Annotated in this window: 13 protein-coding genes and 1 pseudogene; 2 read left to right on the forward strand and 12 right to left on the reverse strand. The window is 39.7% G+C overall.

Going from position 1 to position 14,940, the window contains the following annotated elements:
* The first annotated feature begins 29 nt into the window (after nt 1-29).
* Nucleotides 30-1,469: an undecaprenyl-phosphate galactose phosphotransferase WbaP gene (gene wbaP / locus Q0H92_RS05705; RefSeq protein ID WP_296012822.1), complete on the forward strand. Its 1,440-nt coding sequence runs from the start codon at nt 30-32 to the stop codon at nt 1,467-1,469.
* Nucleotides 1,470-3,092, forward strand: coding sequence for a hypothetical protein (locus Q0H92_RS05710; RefSeq protein WP_296012823.1), 1,623 nt, complete (start codon nt 1,470-1,472; stop codon nt 3,090-3,092).
* A gap of 9 nt (nt 3,093-3,101) precedes the next feature.
* Here Q0H92_RS05710 and Q0H92_RS05715 read toward each other — a convergent pair whose 3' ends face one another.
* The 12 genes and pseudogenes from Q0H92_RS05715 to Q0H92_RS05770 all read right to left on the reverse strand — a co-directional run bounded on the left by Q0H92_RS05715 (nt 3,102) and on the right by Q0H92_RS05770 (nt 14,937).
* Nucleotides 3,102-4,103 carry a hypothetical protein gene (locus Q0H92_RS05715; RefSeq protein ID WP_296012824.1) on the reverse strand — a complete coding sequence of 334 codons (1,002 nt, stop codon included), beginning with the start codon at nt 4,101-4,103 and terminating at the stop codon, nt 3,102-3,104.
* A gap of 118 nt (nt 4,104-4,221) precedes the next feature.
* Nucleotides 4,222-5,319: a flavodoxin-dependent (E)-4-hydroxy-3-methylbut-2-enyl-diphosphate synthase gene (gene ispG / locus Q0H92_RS05720; protein ID WP_296012826.1), complete on the reverse strand. Its 1,098-nt coding sequence runs from the start codon at nt 5,317-5,319 to the stop codon at nt 4,222-4,224.
* Between the two features lie 113 nt (nt 5,320-5,432).
* The gene (locus Q0H92_RS05725) at nt 5,433-5,855 is read right to left on the reverse strand and encodes an ATP synthase subunit K (protein ID WP_013701618.1); all 423 of its coding nucleotides are present in this window, start codon (nt 5,853-5,855) and stop codon (nt 5,433-5,435) included.
* A gap of 70 nt (nt 5,856-5,925) precedes the next feature.
* Entirely contained in the window at nt 5,926-7,857 is a 1,932-nt protein-coding gene (locus Q0H92_RS05730; protein ID WP_296012829.1) for an ATPase, read from the reverse strand.
* On the reverse strand, nt 7,857-8,468 hold the full coding sequence (locus Q0H92_RS05735; protein ID WP_273466703.1) for a V-type ATP synthase subunit D: 612 nt from the start codon (nt 8,466-8,468) through the stop codon (nt 7,857-7,859). Before Q0H92_RS05735 ends, Q0H92_RS05730 begins: the two co-directional genes overlap by 1 nt.
* 24 nt (nt 8,469-8,492) lie before the next feature.
* Complete coding sequence (locus Q0H92_RS05740) at nt 8,493-9,788, reverse strand: V-type ATP synthase subunit B (protein WP_294015060.1); 1,296 nt, start codon at nt 9,786-9,788, stop codon at nt 8,493-8,495.
* Nucleotides 9,788-11,557 carry a V-type ATP synthase subunit A gene (locus tag Q0H92_RS05745; RefSeq protein ID WP_296012836.1) on the reverse strand — a complete coding sequence of 590 codons (1,770 nt, stop codon included), beginning with the start codon at nt 11,555-11,557 and terminating at the stop codon, nt 9,788-9,790. Before Q0H92_RS05745 ends, Q0H92_RS05740 begins: the two co-directional genes overlap by 1 nt.
* Nucleotides 11,554-12,102 (reverse strand): DUF2764 family protein, encoded by a 549-nt coding sequence (locus tag Q0H92_RS05750; protein ID WP_296012838.1) that lies wholly within the window; start codon nt 12,100-12,102, stop codon nt 11,554-11,556. Before Q0H92_RS05750 ends, Q0H92_RS05745 begins: the two co-directional genes overlap by 4 nt.
* Nucleotides 12,103-12,224: 122 nt before the next feature.
* Nucleotides 12,225-12,839 (reverse strand): annotated as a pseudogene (locus tag Q0H92_RS05755) (V-type ATP synthase subunit E); the annotation flags it as partial.
* Nucleotides 12,840-12,876: 37 nt separating this feature from the next.
* Nucleotides 12,877-13,917, reverse strand: a complete 1,041-nt coding sequence (locus Q0H92_RS05760) for an aldose epimerase family protein (RefSeq protein ID WP_296012840.1) — start codon at nt 13,915-13,917, stop codon at nt 12,877-12,879.
* Nucleotides 13,918-14,013: 96 nt separating this feature from the next.
* The gene (locus tag Q0H92_RS05765) at nt 14,014-14,541 is read right to left on the reverse strand and encodes a hypothetical protein (protein WP_296012842.1); all 528 of its coding nucleotides are present in this window, start codon (nt 14,539-14,541) and stop codon (nt 14,014-14,016) included.
* Between the two features lie 57 nt (nt 14,542-14,598).
* Nucleotides 14,599-14,937: a hypothetical protein gene (locus Q0H92_RS05770; RefSeq protein WP_296012844.1), complete on the reverse strand. Its 339-nt coding sequence runs from the start codon at nt 14,935-14,937 to the stop codon at nt 14,599-14,601.
* Nucleotides 14,938-14,940: the final 3 nt, after the last annotated feature.

The raw sequence follows: 14,940 nt of genomic DNA on the forward strand, positions 1-14,940 counted from the left end.
CGCTTTTTTCCTTTATATTGGATAGACTTATGATTTCTAGTATCAATGCAGAAGAATTAGAAAAATACTTAAAATCTCAATATAGGCACACAAGTTCATTTGTTTCCGGCATTTCGCTTGCATTTATAGATGCCTTGCTTTTTATGCTTTCAATTTGCATCGGATTTTTTATTGTAAATGCGTTTGACCCTTCCTGTATAAATTTCAGATCTTTTTTGAAATATTCAGTTTTCTTGCCGGCAGTTTTCATTGTTTTCTATTTAAACGGACTTTACCCCGGAATTCTTTTGGCTCCAGAAGACGAAGTAAGAAGATTTTCACTTTCATCATTTTTCATTTTAATCGGAGAAGCTTTCGCGCTTACAACTATAAAATCCACAAAAGACCTTATTCCGATTGCATTGGCGCTTGTTCTTTCATGGCCGTTTGCGACAATTTTGCTTCCGCTTGGAAGAGAATTAAGCAGAAGATATTTTGCAAAATTTTCATGGTGGGGAGTTCCTGCTGTAGTTTACAACAAAGATGACAGGGCGAATTTAATCGTAGAGCGTCTTTTGAAAAAAAAATATCTTGGCTACAGACCGATTCTTATTGTAACGGATTCTGCCATTCACAAAGATGAATTCCTCGGAATAAAAATTGTCGAGCAGTCCGCGGAAATTTCCGCAGTTCTAAAAAAAATCAACATAAAAGTCGGAATTCTTTGCGGATTCAATAAAAATCTTGAGGAACTTCAGACAAACTACAGATATTTAATTCGCGTGCCAAGAGAGCAGCTGAACACAACAATGTCTTTGCACATGAAAGATTTCGGCGGAATTCTTGCGTTCTCTTCAACAAATTATCTTACAAAAAAGAGCTCGCTGTTTTTAAAAAGAGCAATCGACATTCTTGCCTGCATTTGCGTTGCGCCGGTTTTGATTCCGCTCACATTGATTATAGCAATCGCAGTAAAAATAAGCTCGCCAGGACCGGTTTTCTACGGACACAAAAGAGTCGGAAAAAATCATTCAGTTTTAAAATGCTGGAAATTCCGCTCAATGTGCATTGACGCAGACAAAAAGCTAAAGGAAATTCTTGAAAACGACCCTGTAAGAGCCGCTGAATGGGAAAAAGATAGAAAATTCACAGATGATCCTCGCGTAACAAAGTTTGGAAAATTCCTTAGAAAAACCAGTCTTGATGAAATTCCGCAGCTTTGGAATATTTTTGTCGGAGAAATGTCTTTAGTCGGTCCGCGTCCAGTTACAGAGCCTGAGCTCATAAAATACGGAAAATATTCAGACTATGTGCTTTCTGTAAAGCCGGGACTAAGCGGAATGTGGCAGATTTCAGGACGAAGCGACACTGGATACGAGGAAAGAATCAATCTGGACACTTATTATATTCAAAACTGGTCTGTGTGGCTTGATATTTGGATTTTGATAAAAACAGTCGGAGTTGTAATAAAAGGCAAAGGAGCCTATTAAATGATGCTGAAAAATTTAAAAAAGACACTTATCTTCGTTGTGCTTTCTTGCGCATCGGCAGTTTTCGCACAGGAAGAATTTTTTCAAATAAAAAAAGTTGATTTCATTTCAAAAGGAAAAACAAAAGAGTCGGCATTAAAAAGAAATATTACAGATATAAACTACGAAAAAGTTTTCACTTCTCAGGAAGAGCTTGAAAAATATCTTCATGACATATATCAGAACATAGAAAACACAAGGCTTCTTACAGACATCGAATATTCATACGAAATAGCGGAAACCACAGACGACAGAATAAATCTTGTTGAAGCGCAGTATACTTTTAAAGATTCACATTCAATGATTATTTTTCCAAAGCCGGCTTTAGACACGAACTCTGGAATTGAAATCAAGCTCAAACTCAAAGACAACAACTTTCTAGGACTTATGAACGACCTGAATGTTGACTTGAATTTGAACTTTGGCGATGACGATGAGCCGGACAATTATTCAAAAGTAGCAACAGGATTCGGCTTTAGCTACGACTACCCTTTTGACATTGGAATTACCGAAAATACTTGGAGCAACTCTTTTGACTTCAACTGGGTAATAGGCGAGGATGTTCCAGAATACGACTTCACAACAGGAATCGCTGTTGTAGTTCCAATCGGTCAGCATAAAATTAAATTTGAATTTTCACAGTCAATAATAAAAAATCTTGACTATGAAAAATATGACGATGACCTTTACTTTGTAGAAGACGCAACAATTTCAGTTCCGTTTTCAATCGGCTACATAGGAAATACAACAGAAGTTACTTACACGCCTTCTATAAATTTTACGCATAACTGGGACAAAAACGGAATCAACAAAAACAACGATGACTTGTACCAGACTCCGATGATAAAGCCGGGACAGACTATAAGTTTCAGCAATATAAACTGGGTGGGCGAAAACAACTTTAGAACTGGATATTCATTTTCCGCATCACAATACATGGGCTGGGACATAAAAGCGGACACAATCGATGAAAAAGTTGTTCCGTCAGTTGAGGCAAATTTACAATTGTTCAAAAGCTTCAAATATGTTGGCTTTGCAATCAACGCAAATGGATTCGCAGGCTACAACACAAAGTTTTCAATCGGCGAATATTTAAGAGGCGCGCCAGACAAACAGGAATTTGACGACTACGAAGTTGACGCGGACAACTACGCGCTAAAAACTCCGGATGCAATAGTTTTCAACTTTGACATGCCAATACACATTGTTACCGTCCGCTGGCTCGACTGGAGCTATGCGTTGTTCGGAAGCTATGACACAAAGCCAAAAGTTATAAAAGCGATTGCATTTTTACCGCATAAAATTTTCAAGTACCTGAACTTTGAATTTCAGCTAAGCCCGTTCTTTGATGCGGCCTTGATAAAAAACAGAGGCACTGGTTCGAACTTGAACTACAAAGAAGGAATTTACACAGGCGGACTTGAAGCTCTTGTTTATCCTGAAAAATGGAAAAGTTTTGTTGTGCGCGCAAGTCTTGGCGTAGATCTTTCCAAAAAGATTCTCAACGGACACATGGACTTTGACAGCTCATGGCGAAAAGGAAAAGCTTGGGAAGCGTATTTTGGCTTAGGACTTCAATTCTAACTCTCTAACTCAATTTTCAGCTTTTACAATTTTTTCTGAAGCGTAAGATTTCCAGTATTCAACAGGAGAAGATTCTGAAAGAGAAACAAAAAGTGAGCGTGAAAAAACTATTCTTCCAGAATTAGCTGCGGATTCAGCAAGGTCGCAGAAAAGTTCCCACACACCGTTTTTTATGCCCCACTCCACAATGTCGCTGTAGCCGGAAGATTCCGCAAGAAGCGTCTTAAAGTTTGAATATTTAAAGCCGTTTATTCTTTGCATTAAAACAGATTCAATTTTTGTTACAGCCAAGATTCCTGCAAACGCATTAAATTTCAACGCTTTGTCATTTTCAGCTTCTGTCATATAAAGTTTGCCAAGTTTCACAAATGCCTTTAATCCATTTGTGTCTTCCGCGCGGTACAAAAGAAAAAATTTTTCAAGACTGTCGGAAGAATCAGAATTAATAATATGAAGAAGCGCATCCATGTAGCCGGAATTTATAAAAACAGAATCATCGCTTGCAATCACGAGAAGATATTTTTCATAGTCGTCTTTGTTTCCTAAGTCATAAGAAAGCTCGGCAAGCTCATAAAGCAAATCGTACTTTTCCATTGGAACGTCAAGATTCACAGAACAATCATAAGCCTCTTTCATGTAATTCAAGGCAACAGAATACTCGCCTTCAAGCTTATAAATTTTTCCAAGAAGAAAATCAGCCTCTGGATAATGCGAATAAACTGAAACAAAGTCAATCAGCTTTGAATAGCTTCCGTTGAAAAAATCCGCGCCATGTTTTTCAATATGCATTGAAACAATTTTTGAAGCTTCTGTAAATTTCAATTCATTCAAAACCTGAGAAACACGTTCAATTGAATCTCCGGCACGACGAACTCTTGAATTTTTTAGAGTTTCATCAAGAATATAAGTTTGCCACTGGGCATTTTGAGAACGTATAACTTTTGCCTGCTCTGCAAATTTTACAGCAGTTCCAAAGTCATTTTTTTCAAAAGAATCTTTGGCTTTTTGCAATGACCTCCAATCCTCCTGCCCCTTTTGAGGCTTTCTAGGAGCGGCAAAAATATCAAAGCAAAAAAACAATATAAACGAAAAAACGGCAAAAAATTTTATGGCAAACTTTCTCATTGAATTAAAGATTCTCCAAGACCTTTTTAAATTCTATATCGGCATCTTTTTCATCAATTGTTTGCACTATTTTTCCTTTTTTGAAAATTATGCATTTTCCGCCGCCGCCAGCAATTCCTAAATCAGCGTGCTTGCCTTCGCCCGGTCCATTTACAATACAGCCCATTACCGCAACTGTGATATTTTTATCAAGTGAAAGCAATTTGTTCTGCCACCGTTCCATAAATCCGTGGACATCAAAGCCCAAACGCCCGCATCTAGGGCAGCTTATCAGGGTAACGCCGCCATTTCTAAGTCCGCATTCATGCAAAATTTCCCTTCCTGCAATAACTTCATTTTCAGGGGAAGACGAAAGGCTGACGCGGATTGTAGAGCCAATGCCTTCATTCAAAAGATGGGAAAAAGCCAGCGTAGATTTTACAACGCCGGTAATCAAAGGTCCCGCCTCTGTTACGCCGATGTGCAAAGGAATATCTGACTGACGAGCAAAAGCCTCGTTCGCCTCAATTGTTTCCTGAACACTCGAAGCTTTCATGCTGACTGCAAAATTTTCAAATTTAAGAGAATCAAAAACTTCAGCTTCTCTTAATGCAGTTTCCGCCAAAGCCTGCGCTCTTGTAATTTCCGAATTTTCAACTTTTTTTTCCAAGTCTTTTGGTAAAGAACCTGTGTTCACGCCAATTCTTATAGCCGCGCCTTTTTCCTTGCAAGCCTCAACAACAGCTTTTGTCCTTTCAACGCTTCCTATATTTCCAGGATTGATTCTGATTACAGAAACATTTCCTTTCAAGCACTCCAACGCAAGCCTATAGTCAAAGTGAATATCAGCAACAAGCGGAACATCTGTGTTCTCGGCAATTTTGCACAAGGATTGCGCGCTTTCCAGGTCAGGAACAGCAAAACGAACAATGTCGCAGCCAAGGGATTTCAAACTATCAATGCGCTCTATAATTGAATCAAGGCGGCTGTTGTCGATTTCAGTTATTGGCTCTTTCCACATTGTCTGAACTGTAACAGGATTTTTTCCGCCGATATATATTTTTTTAATTCCGTTATTTCCACCGATTTGAATTACACGAGGAGTTTTAAATTTTTCTTCCATAAATTCTATTATATCATATTGAAGAATTGTGTAAAAGCATTTTATTTTTAGACAAAAAAAAACCCGGAAGCAAAAAAGCCCCGGGCAGTTTAATTTCTATCGAACGAAAAATTCTAGCAAACAATCATTCCGAATACCATAGAGAACAAAGCAATTGTTTCGCAAAGACCTACAACCATGATGTACTGCGCAAATCCTTTTCCAGTTTCCGCCAAAGCATCAGAACCAGCAGCACCGGCTTTTCCCTGAGCAACAGCAGACATACACATTGAAAGACCGCAAGCAATTCCAAGTCCAAGAAGGAACAAAGGATCAGCTGTAGAAGTTCTCATTGTGTTCATAAGAAGGAAGCCGTAAATTGTCTGTGTAAGCGGAGCACCTGCAAAAACAACCAAAAGGAAAGGAGCAGGCTTGTTATTCAAGTAGCATCTTTTCCAAGCTCCAATTGCTCCCTGACCTGCAATTCCAATACCGATTGCGCTTCCAATCGCGGCAATTCCCATTACAACACCAGCACCAATCATTCCCCAGTTCATAAATACTCCTTTACGCAAATTTGCGTTGTTAATCTAATTTTTTAGGCAGAAAACTGCCGTAATTCAAATTTTATTTTTCTTCACGGAACGGAGAATACTTTGTTCCGCTCCATGACATTCCAAGATGCTGGCTGAATTCAAGTGTATTCAAGCGCACACCATGAACGATAACAGACAAAAGGTTCAGCACAATATTCAATCCATGACCAAAGCACAAAAGAATAACGCCAAAACCAACCATAATCAGCTTGCCGAGCATAGGTCCGGCCATTGTATTTATAGTACTGCTTATAGCCGCGCCGGCAAGAGCAACAGCCCACAAGCGTATATAAGAAACAATGTCGCTGAAAACATTTACAATTCCCAAAAGCACGCTGATAATATTCTTTAGACTTTCAAAAATTGAATCTTTAATACTTCCATCATAATTTGAAAATACAAAGTTCAAAATAAATCCAAAGAAAAGCACACCAAGCGCAACATAAGGAATTGGAAGCCAGCCGATTCCAAAGAAATACAAAGTTTCTTCTGTAATTCCAAGCGGATATTTTACAGCATCAACAACCATGTCCATAACGACATAGAACATTCCCCAAAGCTCAAGCAAAGAGCCAAGTTCACCAAGACACTTCAAGGATTTTCTATAACGAAGAATTCCTTTTATATGGGCAATGCTAAGCTGAATAATAGCAAGGATAAAACAGAAAATCTGCTGGTTAGTATTAGAAACATCAGTTCCAACTTTTGCAGGTGAAATCGGTGCAAAAGACAAATCCACCATCCATTTTGGAAGTTTTGCTGAATCTATACCAAACCAAGTGCAAGTCAAAACGCCCCAGCACATTGTACTGAATCCGAGCAAAAAGACAAGCACATTTACAGAAGAAAACGCCTTTCCATTTTTTGCGCCCTTAGCCATAAGTCCAATAGCCAGCGCGCAGATTAATGCTCCATATCCCGCATCGCCAAAAATCATCGCAAAGAAAATGCAGAAGAAAAGCAAGAACCAGCCTGAAATATCATACTCATGGTAGCCCGGCGTAACATCAAGAAAGTTTGTAAGCGGATAAATAAGTTCAACAAGCTTATTGTTTTTTAACTTTGTCGGAACCGGATCATCATCCGCAGGATCGGAAGCCACAAATGCCCAGCCATTTTCTGCGCATACAGATTTGAAACTTTTCATTGAATCAACTGGAACATATCCTGTAAGCCAGGCAAGTTTTGTTTCCTCGCCGTCGGAAGTTTCATTTGAAGATTCTGATTCCATGCCGCTGTACAAATTTTCAAATTCAATATCAGAGGCAAGCTGCTTTTTATAATCAAGCAAAGCTGTGCGGAATTTTTTCTCTGCAAAAATCTTCTTGTCGATGGCTTCAATTTCATGCTCGTCATCCACAATGTTTTTCTTCATCTGGCGAGTAGAATATTCAGGCAAAGGAACAGCATAAGCTTCAGCAGGAAGACCAGCAGGACGCTCTTCAAGTTCTGTTTCTGATTTTAGCAAAAACCTAGAAACTTTATTCAATGAATTCACAAGAACAGTTTCGCAATCTTCACCAATCAACTGGTATTTTTCCGAAGGAATTTCGTACATATATAGGAAAATTCCTTTTTCGGCAAAAGCCTTGAATTCTTCTGGATCTATGTCGCCCCATTTTTCAAGCCGGGCAAGCTCATTTTTATTCTGGGAAATCAAATCAAAAAGCGTCTTTTTTCTGTCGCTTAAAGATATTATTTCCTTTGCTTTTTCCCGAGCTGAATCCTTGTCAAGTTTTTCCTGAATCAAAGCAGGAGACTTTTTGGGCTCTTTTATTTCATCAAGAATAGAAATAGCTTTGTCAGTTTCCGTAGCTGATTCTCTGTAAGCAGAAAGCGCCGGACTAGAGCCTTCCACAGCTTCCAAATGCAAAACTCCAGCTTTTCTGAGCTGCTTTAAAGAAGCCTTTCTTGTTGAATCAAGAATAACCAAAGAGACTTTTTTCATCTGCACAATAGCCATTATTCAGCCTCCTTAGCATCAGCCTGAAGTTTTTTCTTGGAAATTTTTGAGCGCACAACCGCATTGACCTGTTCATCTCCAAGAAAAATTCCTATGCGCTTGATATTAGCTTTTGTTTCAGGAATTTTTACTTTTTCAAACAGATTTACACGCTGAGTTGTTGTGCGAAGTTCTTTTGCAAGAAGTCTTACCTGCTCGTCCAGAACTTCCGCCTCCAAATCAAGCTCAAGTGCTTTTTCCATTCTGTCCGCAGCCATATCAATCCAAAGAGGCGTTGAATAAAGATTATAGTCGCCACGTCCGAAATCTGCGCCTTCATAAACAGGAATCTTTACACCGGCAATATTGCCCCAGCCTTTTTTGATATTCTTTACAGTAACCATATCAGGCTTAAAGGCATCTTTTTCGCCGAAAACCGAAATCCATTTTTCAAAATCTTCTTCCAAAGCCTTTTTTTCAGCCCGGACAGATTTTGCTTTTTCGTCTATGGCGCGGATTTCTGACTGCAACTGCTGCTTTTTGAGCGTAAGAGTCGGAAGATAACGCTGATACATTTTTAGCGCATCTTTTTGAGTCTTTTGCTCATTTTTAGTCAGTTTTAATTTTGCCATAAAATAAATCCTTAATATTCAGGCTTAGTTTTTTGGCCAGAACTGCTCTATCAATTCAGACTTCAAGCCAGTTTCCGCCTTGTCAAAACATTCCGCAAGAATTTTCCATCCATTGTCCAAGGCTTCTTCAAGAGGAATATTCACCGTAAGATCCATCATTTCTGATTCAAAAAGCTCTCCGTATTTCAAAAGCTTTTCGTCCCAAGAACTCATAATAAAGCCCATTGACTTTTTTTCAAGAGTATCTTTGTACTGGGAATAAAGACGAATCATCGCATCCATAAGAGAACGGTGGTCTTTGCGAGTTTTGCTGTTAACCTGCTGCTTTAAGCGGGAAAGAGAACCAAAAGGCTCAATGTGTCCGCCCTTAAGATAATACTGACCTTCTGTAATATATCCTGTGTTATCAGGAACAGGATGAGTAACGTCATCGCCAGGCATTGTTGTAACAGCCAAAACCGTTATAGAGCCTGAATCAGCAAAGTCAACAGCCTTTTCATAACGGCTTGCAAGCTGAGAATACAAGTCTCCCGGATAACCACGGTTAGAAGGAACTTGCTCCTGAGTAATTGCGATTTCCTTCATTGAATCAGCGAAGTTCGTCATATCTGTAAGAAGAACAAGAACATCTTTTCCCTGAAGCGCAAACTGTTCGGCAACAGCAAGCGAAAGATCCGGAATTTTAATGCATTCAACTGTCGGGTCAGCAGCAGTATGAACAAACATTACAGTTTTGCTCAATGCGCCGCCTTCTTCCAATGTCTTTTTGAAGTAAAGGTAGTCATCGTACTTCAAGCCCATTCCGCCAAGAACAATAACATCAGCCTGAGCCTGCATAGCAATACGAGCCAAAAGCTGGTTGTAAGGTTCGCCGGAAATTGAGAAAATCGGAATTTTCTGGCTGACAACCAAAGTATTGAAAACATCAATCATCGGAATGTTTGTGCGCATCATTCTGTTTGGATTAATGCGTTTTGCCGGATTTACAGAAGGTCCTCCGATTGCAACAAGATTTTCAGTCAATGCAGGACCGTGGTCTCTTGGCTCTGCTGAACCGTTGAAAATACGTCCGAGCAAATTTTCGCTGAAAGAAACACGCATTTCGTGTCCCAAAAAGCGAATCTGGTCATTTGTGGCAACACCGCGTCCGCCAGCAAAAACCTGCAATGAAACTGTTTCGCCGTCAATCTTGTTTACTTCAGCAAGAGATTTTCCGAACCTTGTGTTTATTTCAGCAAGCTCATTAAGCTTTACGCCTTTTGCTTTTACAGTAATAACGCTTCCGTTTATGCTTTCGATTTTGCTATATACTTTATTCATTATTCACCGTCCTTGAGAAGCTTCTTTGCCTCGTCAGATACCTGCGCATTTTTTGAAGCCAAAGTGCTTTCTATGACTTTTTCAGCTTTTGTAAAATCTGAGTTCTTGAATTCCTTATAGTTCATATCAATGAAATTCTGGCGCAAAGTGTTAAAGAAATTACGAGCATCGTCTTTTTCTTCAAAGTCAAAGTCAGAACCAAGAATTTCAACGATTTTATTGAAGACATATTTCTGGCGTTCTACAGAAGATGCGCCTTCAATTTCATCAAAGCTATCCTGCTGCATATAAACGGCATCAAGAAATTCGCTCTTCAAGTAAATAACAAAGTCTGAAAGGCTTGTTCCTTCTTCACCAACAACTTTCATCATCTGGTTGACTTCCGCGCCTCTTTTATAGACATTGCGTGCAAACTCAACAAGATTGTGTCCAATTGTAGATTTGTATTTTGACCAAGAATCAAGCGGATCAATAGAAGGATAACGGCGAGCATCTGAACGTTCACGGCTAAGACCATGGAATGCACCAACAACTTTCAAAGTTGCCTGAGTTACAGGCTCTTCAAAGTTTCCGCCGGCAGGAGAAACTGTTCCACCGATTGTAACAGAACCGATATTTCCATCACGGAGTTTTACAATTCCAGCGCGTTCATAGAAAGAAGCGATTGTTGACTCCAAATATGCAGGGAATGCTTCTTCGCCAGGAATTTCCTCCAAACGGCCGGACATTTCACGCATAGCCTGCGCCCATCTTGAAGTAGAATCCGCAAGAAGAAGAACGTTAAGTCCCATCTGGCGGTAATATTCTGCAAGAGTAACACCTGTGTAGCATGAAGCTTCGCGGGAAGCAACCGGCATAGAAGATGTATTGCAGATTATGATTGTGCGTTCCATAAGAGAACGTCCAGTGCGAGGATCCTTAAGTTCCGGGAATTCTGTAAGAGTTTCTACAACTTCACCAGCGCGTTCTCCACAAGCTGCGATAATTACAATGTCAACATCGGCATTGCGGCTTGTTGTATGCTGAAGAACAGTTTTTCCAGCTCCGAACGGACCAGGAATACAATAAGTTCCGCCTTTTGCAACAGGAAAAAATGTATCAATCAGGCGGACTTTTGTAACCATCGGCTCATCCGGGCTAAGACGTTCAGCATAGCAGTTTACAGCGCGTTTTACAGGCCATTTAAAGCTCATGCTGATGTTTACTGATTTTCCTTTTTCGTCAGCGAGAGTCGCAATAGTATCGTGAATTTTATATTCGCCTGGTTTTGCAATTTTTTTGATTGTATAAGTTCCAAGGAATCCAAAAGGAACAAGAATTTTGTGGGTAAAAGGACCTTCCGGGACAGTTCCTATGCTGTCGCCTGCAAAAACTTTGTCGCCTTCTTTTGCAGTAGGAGTGAATTCCCATTTTTTATTTTCATCAAGAGCAGGAAGATAAACGCCGCGCTCAAGAAAATATCCGGATTTTTCAGCAAGAAGAGGAAGCGGATTCTGCAATCCATCATAAACCTGCCCCAAAAGACCAGGACCAACTTCAACGCTAAGCAAATCCCCGGTAAATTCTACAGAACAATCTGTTGAAATACCATTTGTCATTTCATAAATCTGCATCTGCGCTGTATTTCCGCGGATACGGATTACCTCTCCTTTCAGGCTTTTTCCGCCAACTTTAACGTAGCCTACTTCATTGAGAGATACCTTTCCATCGAATTCAACAGAAACCATGTTTCCATTGACAGCAACAACTTTGCCTTTTGTATCAGTCATTTCTTTTCTCCAAGAATTTCATCATAAATTTTGTGGTAAGAAGCCAAGCCTTCATCCTTGTTAAACTTCTTCATCCGCTCGGCAAGCATCAGCTTAAGTCCATAGCTGTAGACCGCATCAGCTGAAAAATTGTCCATAGGCGCAATCCGGTCCAAAATTCCAAGACGGTACTGATTCAGATACTGTTCCGCCGCCAAAGGACTGTCCATTCCAGTCGCAGTCCGCGCAGCCTGAATAGATTCGCCGTCACTTGCAGAAGGAAGATCCTTTACATCTTTCTTCATTTTTAAAGCCCTGATTTGAGCCAATGCAAGGCGAAGGCATCTTTCTTTTTCATACCATTCATCAAGGAAAACTGAACCAGTTGAAACAGGCTCAACAGGAGGTTCCAGCGTAAGATTTTCAGCAAGCTTCGCAGATTTTTCAGACATAAATCGGCTGCACAAATCCTTGAAATATCCAACTGTAAGCGGAAGTTTCTGAGAACTGTCATCATTTACAGAAATTGCCGGAAGCTGGGCAACCAAATAATAGAGATGTTCCACTATTTTGTTTCCTTTGTAGTTTTTGCACGAGATTTTGCCGCTGGCTTTGCAGCAGGTTTCTTTGCTTTTGAAGCCACTGGTTTCTTTTCTTCTTCTACAGCAGGCTTTGGCTCTTCTTCTGAAATTCCTGCAGCCGCCTTTTTCATAATTTCTGTTGTCTTTGGATTCAAATATGCGCTGAACAAAGCCGCAACTTCTTCCGCGCTGAAATCATAAAATGCAGAGCCATTTTTCGAGCCGACTCTAAATCCTGCTGAAAGGGAAGCATCGCTTTTTATTACAAGTCCCTTTGCGATTTTTGCTTTCAGTGCAGTTTTTAGGCTTGTTTCAAGAGCTTTTAAATCCTTTGCAGGCAAAAGAACTGAAACATCATCCGCATCTGGATTGGCAGACCAAGCTTTTACAGTTTCAGGAATCAATTTTTTGAGCAAATCCTTATCCATTGCTTTTTCTGTTTCGGAATTTACAATAGCAGAAAGCTCCTTGTTTATTCCGTCGCGGAATGAAATGATAAGGTTTCGTCCAGCCTGAGCAATAGCATCTTCGCTGGCTTTTTCCATGCGCTCAGTTTCAGCTTTTGCAGTTTTTATTATGCTGTCAGCTTTTACTTCAGCATCGCTTACAATTGAAGCGGCTTTTTTTTCCGCATCGGCAATAATCTTGCGGGCGGCAGATTCAGCACTGGAAACACCGTCCTTTTTGATTTTTTCGATTAATTCCTGTAATTGAATGTCCATCACAACCTCTTTATATTTTTTCTATAATTGCTGAAATCTAAAAACCAAATTTATAAACCGTAGTTTCATGGTACGGTTTTTCTGGAGTTACTATGCAGCTTGGGAAATTCTCATGGTTCGGAGCATCAGGATAAGCCTCAGTTTCCATGCAGACAGCGTCATGAGCTTTTAAAGGATAGCCGTTTTTTCCAAATCCATCAATGAAATTTGCTGTATAAATCTGGCAGGCAGGCAATGTTGTAGAAACTGTCATTGTGCGTCCGCTGGCAGGATCTTTCAACACCGCGAATTCAACTAAACTTCCATTATATGAATCAATGCAATAAGCATGGTCATATCCAGAGCCAGTTTCTTTTATATCTTTGCCGATAAGCTTTGGAACTCTAAAGTCAAAAGCTTTTTTTTCATCAACTGAACAAAGGTTTCCAGACGGAATAAGATGCTCGTCAACTTCAACAAATTTAGAGCAATTCATCTTGAGTTCCTGATCTTCAATAGAACCGCCGTCATAGCCTTTCAAATTGAAGTAAGCATGGTTTGTAAGATTTACTGGAGTCGGAGCATCTGTCTTAGCAGAATAATCCAAAGTAAGCTCGTTGTCTTCATTTAACGTGTAGGTAACTTTTATCTTAAGATTGCCAGGCATATTTTGCTCGCCTGCCGGACTTACTCTTGTAAATTCAATTCCAAGACCTTTGTCAGTGCGGATTTTTTTTGCAGACCACAGCTTCTTTTCGTAGCGGTCGAATCCGCCGTGAAGACAGTTTTCGCCGTCATTTTTATCAAGCTGATAAGTTTTTCCATTAAGAGAAAAAGATGCGCCGCCGATTCTGTTTGCAAAGCGTCCAACTACGGTTCCAAAACAGCTGCCGCTAGAAGCATAGCCTTCCAAAGTTGAACAGCCCAAAAGAACATCAACTTTTTTTCCGTCTTTTGCAGGTAAAAGAATGCTTGTAATTGTGCATCCATAATCTATTGCAGAAAAGCTCATAGAGCCGTTTGAAACTGTGTACAAATGAACTTTTCTTCCATCATACAAAGTTCCAAATTTGACCTTTTTAAATTTCAAATTACTCATAGATAAAAATATACTCTGATTCTTTTCAAAGTTCAAGAAAAAAAAGCCGTTTTGGGAAAATATTTATTAAAACAAGTCCGCAAAAATTATAAAAACTTAAGAAAATTCAATTACAAGTTTTACTTCCTGAATGCTTCTGCCTGTTTTTCTTGCAATTTCTTCAGCCGGAATTCCGAGGGCGCGCAGTTCCAAAACTTGTGTTTTAAAGTCTTTTTTGGGAACAATTGGATTTTCCGCCATAAAAAGCTCAGGCTCAACCACAGGAATTTTTCTAACTTCAACTTCCGGCTTGGGCAAATTTTTTATTCCAAGCTCATTTTTCGCCTTTTCCGTAAAAAACAAGTCGCCCTGCATAAAGGAATTTTTGGAAGCAAAATCCAGTTTTTTCTGAAATGACTTTGATTTTTCAGCAAGAGAAAGTTCTTTTTTTAGCATTCCGATTTTGCGTTCGGCTTCTGCGGAAATAGCTTTCAGCTGCTTGATTTTATCTTCTATTAAATCAATGCTTCTTCCAGCATTGAAGTTTATGCTTTTGATAATTTCTTTTGCCTTTTCATTGGTTTCTTCAATAATTTTATCCGTGGAAAAAAAAGCGTTGAACTTCTTAAAAAAGACAACCCACATGAGTATATTGAAAAATATTATAAAAACAGCAATGGTCAACGCAAACGGCATTTTTTTTCAGCTTGTAATATCAATATGCTGTCCAAGATTCGGATCTTTTATTTCGTAGACAGTAGGCTTTTTAATTTCCGGCTCTTGCTTTGCGGATTTTCCTTCTCCCTGCAAAAGACCTTGTCCAGCTCCCCCGCCCTGACTCACATCCGCCTTGATTTTTGCAGAGTCCTCGCTTTGGGAAGTTTCTGTAACAGTCTGGGCTTTTTGCGTCTGCTGCTGGGCTGTTTTTTCCAGATGCTGCCTGTTCGCCATGCTTGCAGTCTGAACTTGCGAAGCATTGAACTGCCCAATCTTATCCATCTGAGAATAAATGGTAGAAAGATCTATAGGCTGAACAGCCATAAG

Origin of the sequence: uncultured Treponema sp. (genome assembly GCF_934725225.1) — a bacterium.
Lineage (GTDB): Bacteria > Spirochaetota > Spirochaetia > Treponematales > Treponemataceae > Treponema_D.